Source organism: Phaeobacter inhibens DSM 16374, from assembly GCF_000473105.1.
Lineage (GTDB): Bacteria > Pseudomonadota > Alphaproteobacteria > Rhodobacterales > Rhodobacteraceae > Phaeobacter > Phaeobacter inhibens.
In genome coordinates this window covers 1,389,796-1,404,194 of the sequence record NZ_KI421498.1, presented here as the reverse complement: position 1 = coordinate 1,404,194, position 14,399 = coordinate 1,389,796, and the positions used below count along the sequence as shown (strand labels likewise).

At 62.4% G+C, this 14,399-nt stretch carries 14 protein-coding genes; 6 read left to right on the top strand and 8 right to left on the bottom strand.

All coding sequences use genetic code 11. The features are described from left to right. Nucleotides 1-75 precede the first annotated feature (75 nt). Nucleotides 76-1,035 carry a hypothetical protein gene (locus INHI_RS0110405; protein WP_027247605.1) on the bottom strand — a complete coding sequence of 320 codons (960 nt, stop codon included), beginning with the start codon at nucleotides 1,033-1,035 and terminating at the stop codon, nucleotides 76-78. A 235-nt stretch (nucleotides 1,036-1,270) separates the two neighbouring features. Continuing rightward, on the bottom strand, nucleotides 1,271-2,338 hold the full coding sequence (locus INHI_RS0110400) for a glycosyltransferase family 2 protein (RefSeq protein ID WP_014879632.1): 1,068 nt from the start codon (nucleotides 2,336-2,338) through the stop codon (nucleotides 1,271-1,273). A gap of 203 nt (nucleotides 2,339-2,541) precedes the next feature. Between INHI_RS0110400 and INHI_RS0110395 the strand changes: the two genes are divergently transcribed. The 3 genes from INHI_RS0110395 to INHI_RS0110385 all read left to right on the top strand — a co-directional run bounded on the left by INHI_RS0110395 (nucleotide 2,542) and on the right by INHI_RS0110385 (nucleotide 6,810). Then, the gene (locus INHI_RS0110395; RefSeq protein ID WP_081698694.1) at nucleotides 2,542-3,528 is read left to right on the top strand and encodes an AAA family ATPase; all 987 of its coding nucleotides are present in this window, start codon (nucleotides 2,542-2,544) and stop codon (nucleotides 3,526-3,528) included. Between the two features lie 18 nt (nucleotides 3,529-3,546). Further along, nucleotides 3,547-4,812, top strand: coding sequence for a vWA domain-containing protein (locus INHI_RS0110390; protein WP_027247603.1), 1,266 nt, complete (start codon nucleotides 3,547-3,549; stop codon nucleotides 4,810-4,812). Nucleotides 4,813-4,935: 123 nt separating this feature from the next. Continuing rightward, nucleotides 4,936-6,810: an OmpA family protein gene (locus tag INHI_RS0110385; protein ID WP_027247602.1), complete on the top strand. Its 1,875-nt coding sequence runs from the start codon at nucleotides 4,936-4,938 to the stop codon at nucleotides 6,808-6,810. Between the two features lie 92 nt (nucleotides 6,811-6,902). Here INHI_RS0110385 and rsgA read toward each other — a convergent pair whose 3' ends face one another. From rsgA to INHI_RS0110365, 4 genes are all read right to left on the bottom strand, one after another. Continuing rightward, entirely contained in the window at nucleotides 6,903-7,994 is a 1,092-nt protein-coding gene (gene rsgA, locus INHI_RS0110380; protein WP_027247601.1) for a ribosome small subunit-dependent GTPase A, read from the bottom strand. Between the two features lie 252 nt (nucleotides 7,995-8,246). Beyond that, a complete protein-coding gene (locus INHI_RS0110375; protein WP_027247600.1) occupies nucleotides 8,247-9,431 on the bottom strand; it encodes a vWA domain-containing protein in 1,185 nt (394 codons plus the stop codon). Nucleotides 9,432-9,483: 52 nt separating this feature from the next. Continuing rightward, on the bottom strand, nucleotides 9,484-9,651 hold the full coding sequence (locus tag INHI_RS21205) for a hypothetical protein (protein ID WP_027247599.1): 168 nt from the start codon (nucleotides 9,649-9,651) through the stop codon (nucleotides 9,484-9,486). 95 nt (nucleotides 9,652-9,746) lie between these two features. Then, on the bottom strand, nucleotides 9,747-11,174 hold the full coding sequence (locus INHI_RS0110365; RefSeq protein ID WP_027247598.1) for a DUF2927 domain-containing protein: 1,428 nt from the start codon (nucleotides 11,172-11,174) through the stop codon (nucleotides 9,747-9,749). Nucleotides 11,175-11,440: 266 nt separating this feature from the next. On the opposite strand from INHI_RS0110365, the gene INHI_RS0110360 reads away from it, so the two are divergent. Both INHI_RS0110360 and INHI_RS0110355 read left to right on the top strand, forming a co-directional pair. Next, nucleotides 11,441-11,818: a hypothetical protein gene (locus tag INHI_RS0110360; RefSeq protein ID WP_027247597.1), complete on the top strand. Its 378-nt coding sequence runs from the start codon at nucleotides 11,441-11,443 to the stop codon at nucleotides 11,816-11,818. A gap of 1 nt (nucleotide 11,819) precedes the next feature. Further along, entirely contained in the window at nucleotides 11,820-12,170 is a 351-nt protein-coding gene (locus INHI_RS0110355; RefSeq protein ID WP_036767018.1) for a helix-turn-helix domain-containing protein, read from the top strand. On the opposite strand, the gene INHI_RS0110350 is transcribed toward INHI_RS0110355, so the two are convergent. Both INHI_RS0110350 and INHI_RS0110345 read right to left on the bottom strand, forming a co-directional pair. Beyond that, a complete protein-coding gene (locus INHI_RS0110350; protein WP_027247595.1) occupies nucleotides 12,167-12,799 on the bottom strand; it encodes a DUF998 domain-containing protein in 633 nt (210 codons plus the stop codon). The genes INHI_RS0110355 and INHI_RS0110350 overlap by 4 nt on opposite strands. 133 nt (nucleotides 12,800-12,932) lie before the next feature. Then, nucleotides 12,933-13,772 (bottom strand): AAA family ATPase, encoded by an 840-nt coding sequence (locus INHI_RS0110345; protein ID WP_027247594.1) that lies wholly within the window; start codon nucleotides 13,770-13,772, stop codon nucleotides 12,933-12,935. A gap of 193 nt (nucleotides 13,773-13,965) precedes the next feature. Here INHI_RS0110345 and dksA point away from each other — a divergent pair, with 193 nt between their 5' ends. Continuing rightward, nucleotides 13,966-14,388 carry an RNA polymerase-binding protein DksA gene (gene dksA / locus INHI_RS0110340; protein WP_036767290.1) on the top strand — a complete coding sequence of 141 codons (423 nt, stop codon included), beginning with the start codon at nucleotides 13,966-13,968 and terminating at the stop codon, nucleotides 14,386-14,388. The last annotated feature ends 11 nt before the right edge of the window (nucleotides 14,389-14,399 follow it).

Below are 14,399 nucleotides of genomic sequence, written 5' to 3'. Positions count from 1 at the left end.
CAGGGGAAGCGACGGCATCACATGCGAAAGCTATTGGCCGCCCCGCCTTTTGCGCCATCCGGCGCCGCACTGCTCTTACCGTTCGGGGGGGAGTTTGATCTGGTCTTCTGCGGCGCTTTTGCGCAATGCCTCCAGACGGCGGCGGAAGCGAGGCGCGCGCAGCCTGCTGGTCACATTGCGGCACAGCAGGGCCATCAGATAGGGACGTTCATCCTGTTCCAGACGAGCCATCAGCTTGCGCAGGTAGGGGCCATTGCTACGGCGGGCACGGTAGAGCTTGTAGAACTGCCGCTCGGTCAGCCGGTCTGCACCGGCCAGCGCGAGGATATTATAGAGAATTTCCATCTCGATCAGCCGTGTCTGAACGGTGTCGCCCAGATGCGGCGTGCGCAGCCGCAGCACATTCTTGCGCGCAAACAGGGCGGCATGCATCGAATCCAGCCGCTCACGCGGGTCGTAAATCACAAAACCCTGCTTGGCCGCATCCATCATATCCGGGGCAAAGCCGTAACGATCGGTGAAATCAACGCGGCGCATCTCGCTGAACCGGTCGTCCCAATCGGTGAGACGCGGATCCAGCGTCGCCTGTGGTTGCACCGCGACAACGGTGGCACCGGGGGCCGCCACGGAGAAGGCGGCAGCCGCATAGCCGCAGGGGCCTGCCCCATAGAACACGACCTTGTCGAATTCATCAAAGAACCCGTCGTCAATCAGCTGGTCGAAGAATCCGTAGATCCGCTCATTGCGGAACCAGGTGTCGCCATTGGAGATGATGCACAGATGTGACCAGCCGAGGTTCTTCACCAGATCAAACCCCAGCGGTTGCGCCACATCCGACAGGTTGTGGATCCCTTGGATGGTCTCAAAACTGACCAGCAGCGTATTGCCCTGATCAATGAAACTGGCAAAGTGACGGTTGCCCAGCGGCTGATACATGCCGTTTTCTTCGGCCAGGGCGGCCATACGGGCCTGCCACTGCGCGGGCTTCAGCCCGGACAGGTCCTCGTCCAGCGTGTCCAATGTATCCTGCTGCATTGCGTCGTCCTCTTGTCCCGCCCTCGTTTGGACGGGTTTGCGTCTGGCAACGTCTAAGGGCGAAATAAGGCTAAAATTGGAAATTGTAAGGCCGGTTTATCGGCCATCGGCGCGGGTTTCGTTGAAAAAGATGCCAGTTTTCGGCCAGTTTTCGGCCAGTGGCTGGCCTGTGTCTGCGCCATGTCCTGCCTTCTGACCGGCTGGTCTGTAGGGCCGATCTTGATATGGCGCCGGATCAGTCGCTCTTGTCGCCGCCCTGCGGTGCGCCATGGCGGCCCAGCGTGGCAAAGCCGGTGAGCGTGCGTGCGGTGCCGGGGCTGATCAGCCGCGAGGGCGGTGTCATCAGCAGTCGCGAAAACAGCGTCCGATAAGCCTCCTGCTGCATCAGTGTGCGAAACTGCTCGTGGCGCCACTGCACTGCGCGGGCGTGCAGCTTTTGCAGCTTGGCGTCCTCGCGCAGCAGATCGGCAATGGCCTCACGGGCGGGGCGATAGCGGGCGATGCTATCATCCTCATCCGTGTTGAAATTGCGCTCGACCCAATAGTCCATGCCCAGATCGCCCGGACGGTTGACCCGCCCGCGCTCGGCTTTCAGCACGTAGCTTTCCATTGACCCGAGCGGATAATGGTTGAGCTGCACCAGATCGAAATTCGGCTGCCCATAGTCGGAATAGATCCGTTGCGTCTTGAACCCCTGATCCAGTTCCCGTCCTGAGCCATCGAACCATCGAACCCCCTCTAGGGTAGCGCCGTCTTCCGGGCTGCGCGGACGATGCACCCCGAGTTTGCGATAGGTGCCATCGTTCCGATAGAGCGTCTTGAACATCGCCGCCCGCCACGGCCAGTGGATCACCTCCGGCGCGCAGCGGGTGAAGCTGTCGGTCACCGGCTGGTCCTGATAGCGCACCGTCTCGCCATTGCCGAACAGCCGCCAGGTCAAGGTTATGGCATCCGCATCGGGCAGCGCCGCGTGAAGATCCGCCAGTCGGCCTTCCCCTGCATGGATATTGACAAATTCGTCCACATCCAACGCCATCACCCAGTCGGCCTTACGCATCAGGCGGTGTTTATCCGCCTTCTTCAACCCGGTGAACTGAATGCCGCCCTTGTCATAGGGGCCATCGTTGCGCAGGTGGGTGACATGGCCCAGTTCATCCAGCCGGTCCAGCATCCGGTCCGTGCCATCCGCGCAGTCGTTGGAGAGGACGAGGATATCGCTGAAGCCCACAGCCTTATGATGGGCAATCCATTCCAGCAGAAAAGCGCCTTCGTTCTTTACACATGTCACGGCCAGTGTTCGCATGCTGTCTCCTGCCACGTCTGTGCCGGACCCGCGTGGGCCGATGGCGTGTCTCTGTCATCGCATTGCAGGGCAGGCCGGTCAATGTGTCCGGAAACAGGGCGCAGTATCATTCACGGATGGCCTATGGGACCAAAGTGGCATGACCAGCCGCTTGACCCGCCCACATCGCCGTGGCCTCTTGGGCAGAGCCGAAGGGGAGCGAGATGTCGCAGCAGACGAAGACGAGCCAACCGGAGACCACCAGTCAGCCTTCCAGTCCTCCTGCGCCGGAAGGCACGCGCGGACTACCTGGCTCCATAGATGCGGTGGAAACACTACTGACGGAGGCGGGGTATGTCGCCGACAGGGGATTGGCAACGGTGGTGTTTCTGTCGCTGCGCCTTGGTCGGCCGTTGTTTCTGGAGGGCGAGGCCGGGGTGGGCAAGACCGAGATCGCCAAGACCCTCGCCGCAGCGCTGGGCCGCCGCTTGATCCGGCTGCAATGCTACGAAGGGCTGGATGCCTCCAGCGCGGTCTATGAATGGAACTTTGCCGCCCAGATGATGGCCATTCGCACGGCCGAGGCCGCAGGGGCCGGATCGGATCGGGCAGGGCTTCAGGCAGAGCTGTTTAGCGATGACTATCTCATCCGCCGCCCGCTGCTGGAGGCGATGCAACCGGATCCGGCAGGTGCTCCGGTGCTGCTGATCGACGAACTCGACCGCACCGATGAGCCATTCGAAGCCTTCCTGCTGGAGGCACTCAGCGATTTTCAGGTCACCATCCCCGAACTTGGTACCATTAAGGCGCCAGAGCCGCCCATCGTGATCCTCACCTCCAACCGGACCCGCGAGGTGCATGACGCGCTGAAACGGCGCTGTCTCTATCATTGGGTGGATTACCCCGATTTCGACCGCGAGATGGAGATCCTGACAGCCCGCTCCCCGGGTTTGGCGCCGCGCCTGTCGCGGGAGGTCGTGGCCTTCGTGCAGGCGCTGCGCACCGAGGATCTGTTCAAACATCCCGGCATTGCCGAGACAATTGACTGGGCCAATTGCCTCTTGGCGCTGGATGTCATTGATCTGTCGCCAGAGGTGATTGCCGACACATTGGGGGCAATCCTGAAATATCAGGATGATATCAGCCGTCTGCATGGATCAGAGGCCAAACGCATTCTCGATCAGGCGCGCGCGACGCTGGGTCCGGCGTGATGCTGCGGGCCTGCGCTGATGCCTGAATACCCGCCGCTGCCGCTGCCGGAGACGCCACGGCTGGCGCAGAATGTTACCCATTTTGCGCGGGCTTTGCGCCGCGCTGGACTGCCTATCGGTCCCGGCCGGGTGAGCGAGGCCGTCGAGGCTGTGGCCACGGCCGGCTTTACCTCGAAGCAGGATTTCTACTGGACGCTGCACGCCTGCTTTGTCTCCAAACCCGAACACCGTCAGGTCTTTGCGCAGATCTTTCGTCTCTACTGGCGGGATCCGCGCTTTCTGGAGCATATGATGGCGGCGATGCTGCCCGCGATCCGGGGCACGCAGGAGGAGAAAGCCGCCAAGCCCGCCCAGAAACGCGCCGCCGAGGCATTGCTGGATGGGGCTGAGGCGCCGGATCGCCCTGACCCGCCGGAGGGGGAGGAGCCACCGGAGCAGCTGGAACTAAGCGCCGAACTCACCATGTCGCGCGAGGAACGGCTGCGGCAGCTCGACTTTGAGCAGATGAGCACCGCCGAGGTGGCCGAGGCCAAGCGGATGCTCGCCAAGATGCAGCTGCCAATCCGCCCCATTCAATCGCGCCGTCTGATGGCGTCACCAACAGGTCCCCGCATCGACTGGCGACGCACAATGGCGCAGGCTGCGCGTCAGGGCGGCGAGATTACAACCCTTTCACGCGCCCAACGTCGGGTGCGCTGGCCCAATCTCGTCGTGATCTGCGATATCTCCGGCTCCATGAGCCAATACTCCCGTCTGATCCTGCATTTCCTGCATGCGGTCGCCAACCGCAAGGGGCCGGGCTGGGCGAGGGTGCATGGTTTTACCTTCGGCACACGGCTTACCAATATCACCCGCCATCTGGCGCAGCGCGATGTGGATGCCGCCCTGGCTGCAGCCGGGGCCGAGGCGCAGGACTGGGAGGGCGGTACAAGGATTGGCGCCTGTCTGCATGATTTCAACCGAGACTGGTCGCGCCGCGTCATGGGGCAGGGGGCCGTGGTCCTGCTGATTACTGACGGGCTGGACCGCGACGACACCGATCAGCTGAGCGCCGAAATGCAGCGGCTGCATCTGTCTGCGCGCCGCCTGATCTGGCTGAACCCCTTACTGCGCTTTGACGGGTTCGCCCCCAAGGCCCGCGGCATTCGCGCCATGTTGCCTCATGTCGACAGCTTTCGCGCAGGTCATTCTATTGCGGCGCTTCAGGATCTCGCTGATGTCCTCACCCGGGCGGAGGACAGCGGCGAAAAACAGCGACTGATGCAGATGTTGACGGCCGAATAACAGACGCGAGGGCCACATCTGATCGGCAGGCTCTGGCCGAAAACCGTCACTCACAAGCAACTTATTTGCCCCGGCGCGCGTTATGTTTCTAGGCTTTGCATCGCACAGCGAAAGGAACACCGCATGGTTTCGCAGCTTCTCAGATCCTCGACCGCGTTGGCGGTCATCGTCTCTCTCAGTCTTCCGGTCGCCGCGCCCGCGCAGTCTAAATCGGATCCGACCGACCTCAGCCAGATGACGGCGGAGCAGATCACCGAGGCCGTGCAGCGCTGTCTGCGTTGGCTGCAAAACGGTCGGATCAGTCCCGAAGGGGAGATCCTGAAAGGCAAGGGCAAGGGGGCCAAAGCCAAATTCTGTCAGGCCTATGTTACCGGCGAATTGGACACTGGTTTGGACCCTGCTCTTGCGTCAACTACCCTGATGGCGGGCGCTGATCAGGCTGAGGCCACACCTGAGGCAGGCGAACAGGCCGAGCCAGCAGCCCCGTCCGAGGCAGAGCAGGCCGCTGCCGCTCCGGTTGAACCTGTCCCAGAACCCGCCACAGACGCTGCCCCATCTCAGACCGTGCAGACCGAAGCTCCGGCCGAGACGGAAGAGACAGCCGCTGAACAGAACGCAGGTGAAACCACCGCAGAGGCAGAGACTCCGGTGGAGCCGGCAGCCAATGACGGGGTGAATACAGCCGCCAACACAGAGGCAGGCGCCGCCGCCGCGCCCGAGGCTACGGCTGAGGCCGAAACCACCGCCGCTACCGAACTGGCCGCAGCGCTGGCAGAGGCGGAGGCCGGGACCGACCCTGCACCCACGTCCGAGCCTGAACCCGAACCCGAGGTTGAGCCGCTCGACAGTCAGGCGCAGGCCGACGCCCTTGCCCAGACCGAGGAGGCAGATGACAGCGCCGCCGCAGCAGCGGCCAGCGCCGCCACCACCGAACAGGCAGAGGTTGTCGAGGAAACCGTGACGGAAGACACCGCGCGCAGTTCGGATGAGGAATTTGAAACAGCCGTGAACACCCCGGCGGCTGAGGCCGAGGCCACTGCCGAAACTTCTGCAAACGCTGAAACTGACAGCAACAGCGCCGCTGCCACAGCAGACAACGACGATGACGGTCTCAGCAAGCTGCAGAAGGCCGCTCTGCTTGGACTGGGGGCCGTGGCCATCGGCCAGCTCCTGAAACAGGGCGAAACCGTTGTCAGTAATTCCGGCGACCGCGCGGTGGTGGAACAGAACGGCCAGTACCGGGTGATCAAGAACGACGACGCTCTGCTGCGCCAGCCCGGCAGCAATGTCACCACCTATAAGTTCAAGGACGGTTCCACCCGCACCGTTGTCGTGCGTGAGGATGGGGCGGAGGTTGAAACCATCCGCGCCCGCGATGGTCGCGTCCTGCGCCGCACCCGCACGCTGACGGATGGCAGCAGTGTCGTGCTGTTCGATGACACCCAGCGCGCCGACAACGTGGTGGTCTCCGAACTGCCCACAGCCGCCCCGCGCAAATCAGCCTTCAGCAGCGATACGATTGACGCAGATGAGCTGGCGCTGGTGCTCGCCGCGAAGGAAGCCCCCGCCGTGAGCCGTCGCTTTTCCCTGCGCCAGATCCGCAATATCGACGCGGTCCGCCGTCTGGTGCCGGAAATCACCGTGCAATCCATCAACTTTGAAACCGGGTCTGCGGTGATCCGGGCAGCGGAGGCCGAAGAACTGGCTGCGCTGGGCAATGCGCTGCGCGACATGATCGCGCAGAACCCGCAGGAGGTGTTTCTGATCGAAGGCCACACCGATGCGGTCGGTGCCGCGCCCTTTAACCTCGCGCTGTCAGACCGCCGCGCCGAAAGTGTCGCATTGGCTCTGACCGAGTATTTTAAAGTGCCGCCTGAAAATATGGTGGTGCAGGGCTATGGTGAGACCGATCTGGCGGTGGTGACCCAACGCGCCGAGCGCGCCAACCGCCGCGCTGCCGTACGCCGGATCACGCCGCTGCTACAGGGCGGCAGCTGACCGGCCTTCTTGTGGGGCCAAGCCTTAGCCGCCACATCAAAGGGCGCCCACATCGGGCGCCCTTCTGTCGTGTCTGACACCTGTGCTAGCGGCTATTTGCGGCTGCGCTTCTTGATGGTTTTCGCCGTCTTCACCATCTTGCCAAAGCTCTTGTCCTTGGCCCGTTTCTGCGCCAGAGAGGCTGAATTGAAGGCTTCTTCCGCAGCCAGCTTGCGCCAGCGGTCCAACCGGCCGGCGTCAACCTCACCAGCGGCAATGCCCGCCTGCACCGCGCAGCCCGGCTCCCCTTCATGGGCGCAGTTGCGAAATCGGCACTGCGTCGCCAGCTCTTCCAGATCTGCAAAGACATCGCCGACACCGCTGGCCGCATCGGTCAGCTGCAACTCCCGCATCCCCGGTGTATCCAGCACGCCACAGCCGTTTGCGATGAAGTAAAGCTGCCGACGGGTTGTGGTGTGGCGCCCGCGCGCGTCATCTTCGCGAATGCCTTGGGTTGCGATATCGAGATCCTCGCCGAGCGCCTTGGTCAGCGTGGATTTGCCCACGCCGGAGGTGCCGAGAAAGGCAATCGTCTGCCCGGCCCGGACCCAGGGCGCCAGCGCCTCGCGCGCGGTTTCGCTCTTGGCATTCAGCGGAACCACCTCAACCAGATCGGAAATCGCCTTTGCCTGGGTGACATAGGGCTCAAGATCGTCGCAGAGGTCGATCTTCGTCAGCACGATCACCGGCGTCACCTCCGCGTCAAAGGCCATGGCGATAAACCGTTCCAGCCGCGCGACATTGAAATCCGCGTTGCAGGAGGTGACCACGAACATCGTGTCGATATTGGCCGCGATCAGCTGGACCTTGCGATCCTTGCCCGGCGCGCGGCGGCGGATCAGGCTCTTGCGCTCCAGCACCCGACTGTGGGTCGGCAGCTCGGCGTCCAGCATCAGCCAATCCCCCACCGTGGCCTCGGGGCCGGGGGGGATCACCATGTCGATGCCGTCGCCCATGGCGCGCAGGCCGCTGCGGTTCACTTCGGTGATGCGCACGGGCGGGTGGCTGGCCATCTCGTCCAGATCAGTCTGTTGAGAGAAGAACCCCTGCCAGCCCAGATGCTCCAGCGGGCTCAGCGGCCGCGCGGTATCGGCAGATCTGTCAGCGGAGGCGGGGCTCAGGAATTGGGAATAGTCCCTTGTCATTGGGAATGTCTTTCTTGGTGTGATCGCGGGGTCGGCCCGGATCTGTATGTCTGATGAATGTCGCGCAAATTTTCCCTGACACCTGCCGATAGGGGCAGGCGGCATTCTCCGGGGCAATCTGCAAACCGGGGTGGCCTCTGCCGCCCCTTCTTCACCAGGACATAAACTCTCCAATTCTCTGGCGCTTGGTCTACCCGAGGCAGGGTGACTTGGCAAGCTTTCGCCGCGCGTGCCCTGTGCAGGCTGCCGGGCCTAGCGCGTCAGCTCCCGCATCCCACGCTCCAGCCCCGCCAGTGTCATCGGCACCATCTGATCCGCAAAGATCTCGCGGATCATCTGGATTGAATGGGTATGCCCCCAATAGGCCTCCGGCACCGGGTTGATCCAGAGGTGTGAGGCCCATTGCGCCCGCGCCCGCTCCAGCCAGATCTGACCGGCCTCCGGGTTCCAATGTTCATTGGCGCCGCCCGGATAGGCGATCTCATAGGGCGACATCGAGGCATCTCCGACAAAAATGCACTTATAGTCCGGCCCATAGGTGCGCAGTACCTCATGGGTGGGGATCTGCGCATCCCAGCGGCGGCGGTTGTCGCGCCAGACCCCTTCATAGAGGCAGTTGTGGAAGTAGAAATACTCCAGATGCTTGAACTCGCTGCGCGCCGCCGAGAACAGCTCTTCCACCACTTTGATATGCGGATCCATCGATCCGCCGACATCGAGAAACAGCAGCACCTTCACCGCATTGTGGCGTTCAGGGCGGGTTTTCACGTCCAGATAGCCGTGTTCGGCGGTGGCGCGGATGGTGCCTGAGAGGTCCAGCTCCTCGGACGCGCCCTCGCGCACCCAGCGGCGCAGACGTTTCAGCGCCACCTTGATGTTGCGGGTGCCCAGTTCGACATCACCATCAAGGTTCTTGAACTCGCGCTTGTCCCAGACCTTGACCGCGCGCTGGTGGCGGCTTTCCTTCTGGCCGATGCGCACGCCCTCGGGGTTGTAGCCATAGGCCCCAAACGGCGAGGTGCCCGCCGTGCCGATCCATTTGTTGCCGCCCTGATGGCGGCTTTCCTGATCCTTCAGCCGCTCTTTCAGGGTTTCCATCAGTTTTTCAAACCCGCCGAGCGCCTCGATTTCGCGGCGCTCTTCCTCGCTCAGGTGCTTTTCCGCCATCTTGCGGATCCACTCTTCGGGAATGTCCACGGCCTCCATCACCGCCTCGGCGGGGATCGCCTCCAACCCGGAGAATGTCGTGGCAAAGGCGCGGTCGAATTTGTCGATATTGCGCTCATCCTTCACCATGGCGGCGCGCGCCAGATAGTAAAAGGCGTCGATATCGTAGGTCGCAAGCCCCGCCTTCATCCCTTCGAGAAGGGTCAGATATTCCCGCAAGGACACCGGAACCGCCGCCTTGCGCAGGTTTTCAAAGAAGGGCTGAAACATCTGGGTCTCCGTCAGGGCTGGTCAGGGGGCATCTCGCACCCCGCGCGCTGCGTCAGAGCAGCATGCGGTCGGCGAGAATGGTCGCAAACAGTCCCAGAATAGCAAAAACCATGGCGTATGCAGCGCCATATTGCAGCTTATCTGCCAGGCTGCCGCCGCGTTTTTGGGCCGTGCGGGCCCCCAGAAGTGCGCCAAGAAGCAATGCGCCGATTACGATCATGTTGATGTCCGTATATTAAGAATGTTCATGTCTCAGGTGGGGCCGCTCAGTTCCGGGTCAAGCCGTGACGCTGCTGGCCCTGCGCAGGCCGTAGATCAGCGCGGCGGCGCCAGGGCCGCAATTTCGGTCATCGCGCTGCGCACCGCCCAATCTGGGCCAAACCCGTATCGTGCCCATCCCTGGCTGTCCAGTCTCACGGCATAGGCCGCGTCAGTTTGGCCTTGCAACAACAGCGCCTCGGCCTCCAGCAGCATCAGACTAGATAATAGCACCGCGTTTTCGCCCCGCGCCGCGACCGGAAGGGCAGGCCGGATCCGCGCCAGTGCGGTCTCGCCATCTCCGCGGATAATATCAAAGGCGGCCATGCGGCTTGCGATCTGGGCGCGCAGCAGCGGGCTGTCATACCGCCCCTGCAGATAGATCAGCGCGGTCTCGAAATGCTGCTGCGCCAGCTCCGGATCGTCCCGTTGCAGAATGCGCCCCAGCACATAGTGGTTGAAGGCCCGCCGGTGATCCTGCCACCCCAGATCACGGGCGATCGCCGCCCCGCGATGCGCCGCTCTGAGGCGATTGGCACGGCTGGTGCCCGGTGTCAGCGCCGCCTCAGTCGCCTGAATCCAGTCGCGTGAGGTGGCGGGCAGCGGCTGGGTAGCCCGACCAGCCCCGCCGGGGTTCAGCCGCGCCAGAATGGCTGGCAGACGGGCGGCGACCTCAGCCCGCGTCATGCCGCTGCGCAGGTCGGGCGCATAGCCCACCCGCAGGATCAGCATATCGAATCCGGTCAGCACCGTGTGCACATTGTCGTCATTGAACACCGAATCCGACAGCCGGTAGAGATCGTTAAGCGGCCCGATGGCCTGTGCCAGCTCCTCATGCAGGCAGTCGCGGGTTTCCTGCGGGCTGACATCATTGGGCACAAAAATCGCCAGTCTCTGGCGCGCGCGCAGATTGGCCCAATTGGTCCCGGGCTTGCGCTTGGAACGACGGTATTCCGCCAGCGAGCTGACATTGGGCACCACGAAACATGCCGCACGCGGCGAGGCGCGGCGGATTTCTTTGCGCGGCACTGCCTCGATGGTGATATTGGCTGCGAGGCCTGCGGTATCCTCGCCCAACAGCCGAAGATCCAGCCCCGCCTCGCGCTGCAATCGTTGCAGCAAGGCTGCCAGATCCCGGTTCAGGCTCTTGGTGGGCTGACCGATGAGGCGCAGGGTGATGGGATGTTCAAACCGGGTAAAGACGGGCAGGGCGGTGCCGCTTTCCAGCTGGAAATGCAGGTCGAGGAAATCCCGTGCGATATCGCTGTTGGCCCGTAGCGGCGCCACCGGATGCGCGCGGGCAAAGCTCTTGGCCGGGGCCAGCGGTGCCACTGCCGTAGCGGTGCGGCTCGGGGGCGCATATCGTGTCTCAACCCCGCATGCAGCCAGCGCCGCCACCATCGCCAGCACCGCAAACCCGCGCCAGCACCGCAGGGGGGAGGGCCGCCCTGCAAGAGGATCGGCAGAAGGACCAACGGGCAGCATACGGGGCCGGAATGTGAACAAGCGATCTCTCCTGCGACAGGACAGCCCCAGCTTGTGCCAAGACAGGGTTAAAAATCAATGTTATGGCTGGCCATAGCGCAGCAGAGCCGCAAAGAGAAGGGCACCCCGGCAACACCTCTACTGCAAGGGTCCGCCGACCCTTGGGCATCAGGGCGGAAATGCAGGGGCTCGCGCTGCGGTGTGAGGCAGGATCATCTGCCCCTAATCAGGGGTAAACGCAGAGACAGGTTGAAAAGGCTACGCCAATGGCGTATATACGCAAAGAGACACAGAAATGCCTGCGGGTGGATTACCGCATCACCCCGGTCGCGATCGAGGACGCCATCCACGCCTATCTGGACGAGGATGAGCTGGCCCGGCTGATCGCCACCTTGGTGCGCGACCCCACCATCGGGCGCAAGACGGATGAAGATTACCACCATGTCGCCGGGGATCTGACGCTGCGCTACCGCATCCATCAGGCCAGTCCTGATCTGATGATGGTCTATGTGCTCAGAATTCACCGCCGACAGCGGGATCCGCGCCTGTCGGGATTGATGGCGCAGGGCGCGCGGGCGGTGGGCAATCTGGCGCTGGATGTGGTGAAATCCCGCATCAAGGCGCTGCTGAAGGAGGATAATTGATATGGCAGAGCATAAGGCAAACCATCAGGCCAGAGGCACCGGCCGTATCCGCCAGCAAAGCGAGGCGGACCGTGATGCCATGGCGCTGCAGCAGATGCAGGACGATATCTCCGGTAAAACGCCCTTGGAGACCATGGCCAGCCGCGAGGTGCCGATGGTGGACGTTGTACGCCTACGCAAAACCCTTGGCATGTCCCAGGAACGGTTTTGCAGCCACTTCGGCTTTCGCCTCGGCTCGGTGCGCAACTGGGAGCAGGGCCGCCGCCTGCCGGAACGCCCGGCCCGCATCCTGCTGCGCATGATTGAGGATGATCCAGAGCGCGTCGAACGCTTCCTGCGCGAGGCTTACTAAGGGCGCAGGCACAAGGCGGCGTGGACCCCCAGTGCAATGAACTGCGCGTAGATCCACGCCTCAAGCAGCCTTTGGAACAGGCCCTGTGCCTCCGGAACAGCAATGATGGCGCCGAACAGACCACCCCCGACAGCCAAAGACGGCAGCGCAAGGCGCCGCAAAAGCGAAGGTTTCGGGAGGGTCAGCACCAGCAGGAACACGCCGATCAGCGCCAGCGGGTAGGCCACGGCTGCGGCAATCATATGCGCGATATGGACCGTACTCTGCCCGTCGTCTCCGCCGTTACATCCCGCGTCGCAGGGCAACCCGGCGGCCAGCATAAGCAGGCCCGCATAGGTCGCCAGCAGGATCAGTGAGACCCGTGTCAACCGTCGGTCCGGCAGGCGCGCATTGAGCAGCGCCAGAAAGACGAGGACCCACAGTTCAGTCGGGATGAACACCGCATAGTTGGTCCAGGCGGCATATGGCGCCCCGGCTGCTCCCAGCACGCTCATAAAATGGCTGACATGAGAATAACCGGGGCTGAGCGCTGCAAGTACACCCACGCCAATGGCCAGCCAAAGCCCGCTGATCACGGGCAGGGCAATCAGCGCCCATGACGCGGTGTCACGCAGTGGTCCTGACCGCAAATCTTGCTCCCTTCACTGCACTGCAAAAGATCGGACCGCCCAGATCGCATAAGAAGAGAGCACCAGATACGTCAGCCGCAAGCCATCATATACGGTGTTACGCGCAGGCCATCTGTCTCGTTGGGCCGTCTCTTCAGCGACGCCCCCGCGCCATGAAGGCAAGCCGTTCGAACAGATGCACATCCTGCTCGTTCTTCAACAACGCGCCGTGCAGTTTCGGCAACGCGTCTGCGCCATCACGTTTCAGATCTTCCGCCGTCAGATCCTCGGCCAGCAGCAGCTTCAGCCAGTCCAGCACCTCTGACGTCGACGGCTTTTTCTTCAACCCGGCTGTATCACGGATCTCGTAGAACTGCGTCAACGCGGTGGTCAGCAGGCTGTCCTTAATGCCGGGATGATGCACCTCGACGATCTTGCGCATGGTCTCGGCATCGGGAAACTGGATGTAGTGAAAGAAACAGCGGCGCAGAAACGCATCCGGCAGTTCCTTTTCATTGTTGGAGGTGATGATCATGATCGGGCGCTGTTTGGCCCGGATCGTCTCACCGGTTTCATAGACGTGGAACTCCATCTTATCGAGTTCCTGCAACAGGTCATTCGGGAACTCGATATCGGCCTTGTCGATCTCATCAATCAGCAGAACAACCTTCTCGTCAGCGTCAAACGCCTCCCAGAGCTTGCCGCGCTTGATGTAGTTTTTGACGTCATGCACCCGCTCATCGCCCAGCTGGCTGTCACGCAACCGGCTGACGGCATCATATTCATACAGCCCCTGCTGCGCGCGGGTGGTGGATTTCACATTCCACTCGATCATCCGCAGCCCCAGCGCATCGGCCACCTGCCGCGCCAGCTCGGTCTTGCCTGTGCCCGGCTCACCCTTCACCAGCAGCGGCCGTTCCAGCGTAACCGCGGCGTTGACCGCGATTTTCAGATCTTCGGTCGCGACGTAATCCTTAGTGCCCTGAAACTGCATCTCTTTCCTGCCTCGTTGCCTCTGTGCAACCCCTGGGGGCGCTCTTATGCAGGTTTTAACCCTTTGTGCGTACTATTGTGTAGTGACAATCGCTGACGCAGGGGATAAACGCTGCGGCATGCGGGGGGAGCCGCTGAGTTTGTAAACAATACCGAGGAAGACCGGCAGTATGGGGCAAACCAAAGGTACCGAAATGAAGCAAGAAGTGTTTCTGCCGGATGATTATCGTCCAGCTGAAGATGAACCCTTCATGAATGACCGGCAGCAGGAATATTTCCGTCGCAAGCTGCATGAATGGAAGCAAGAACTCCTGGCCGAGAGTCGCGACACGATCGAGGGGTTGCAGGACAACACCCGCAATATCCCCGATGTTGCTGACCGCGCCAGTGAAGAAACAGATCGCGCGCTTGAGCTGCGCACCCGGGACCGCCAGCGCAAGCTGGTTGCCAAGATCGACTCGGCGATCCGCCGCATCGACGAAGGGGAATACGGCTACTGCGAAGTCACCGGTGAGCCGATCTCTCTCAAACGTCTGGATGCCCGACCCATCGCCACGATGAGCCTTGAGGCGCAGGAACGCCACGAGCGCCGGGAAAAAGTCCACCGCGACGACTGATTTTCTTGCAT

Coding starts and splice junctions, on each gene's coding strand:
- INHI_RS0110405 (WP_027247605.1), bottom strand. CDS start 1,035: ATGCAGCAGGATACATTGGACACGCTGGACGAGGACCTGTCCGGGCTG.
- INHI_RS0110400 (WP_014879632.1), bottom strand. CDS start 2,338: ATGCGAACACTGGCCGTGACATGTGTAAAGAACGAAGGCGCTTTTCTG.
- INHI_RS0110395 (WP_081698694.1), top strand. CDS start 2,542: ATGTCGCAGCAGACGAAGACGAGCCAACCGGAGACCACCAGTCAGCCT.
- INHI_RS0110390 (WP_027247603.1), top strand. CDS start 3,547: ATGCCTGAATACCCGCCGCTGCCGCTGCCGGAGACGCCACGGCTGGCG.
- INHI_RS0110385 (WP_027247602.1), top strand. CDS start 4,936: ATGGTTTCGCAGCTTCTCAGATCCTCGACCGCGTTGGCGGTCATCGTC.
- rsgA (WP_027247601.1), bottom strand. CDS start 7,994: ATGACAAGGGACTATTCCCAATTCCTGAGCCCCGCCTCCGCTGACAGA.
- INHI_RS0110375 (WP_027247600.1), bottom strand. CDS start 9,431: ATGTTTCAGCCCTTCTTTGAAAACCTGCGCAAGGCGGCGGTTCCGGTG.
- INHI_RS21205 (WP_027247599.1), bottom strand. CDS start 9,651: ATGATCGTAATCGGCGCATTGCTTCTTGGCGCACTTCTGGGGGCCCGC.
- INHI_RS0110365 (WP_027247598.1), bottom strand. CDS start 11,174: ATGCTGCCCGTTGGTCCTTCTGCCGATCCTCTTGCAGGGCGGCCCTCC.
- INHI_RS0110360 (WP_027247597.1), top strand. CDS start 11,441: ATGGCGTATATACGCAAAGAGACACAGAAATGCCTGCGGGTGGATTAC.
- INHI_RS0110355 (WP_036767018.1), top strand. CDS start 11,820: ATGGCAGAGCATAAGGCAAACCATCAGGCCAGAGGCACCGGCCGTATC.
- INHI_RS0110345 (WP_027247594.1), bottom strand. CDS start 13,772: ATGCAGTTTCAGGGCACTAAGGATTACGTCGCGACCGAAGATCTGAAA.
- dksA (WP_036767290.1), top strand. CDS start 13,966: ATGAAGCAAGAAGTGTTTCTGCCGGATGATTATCGTCCAGCTGAAGAT.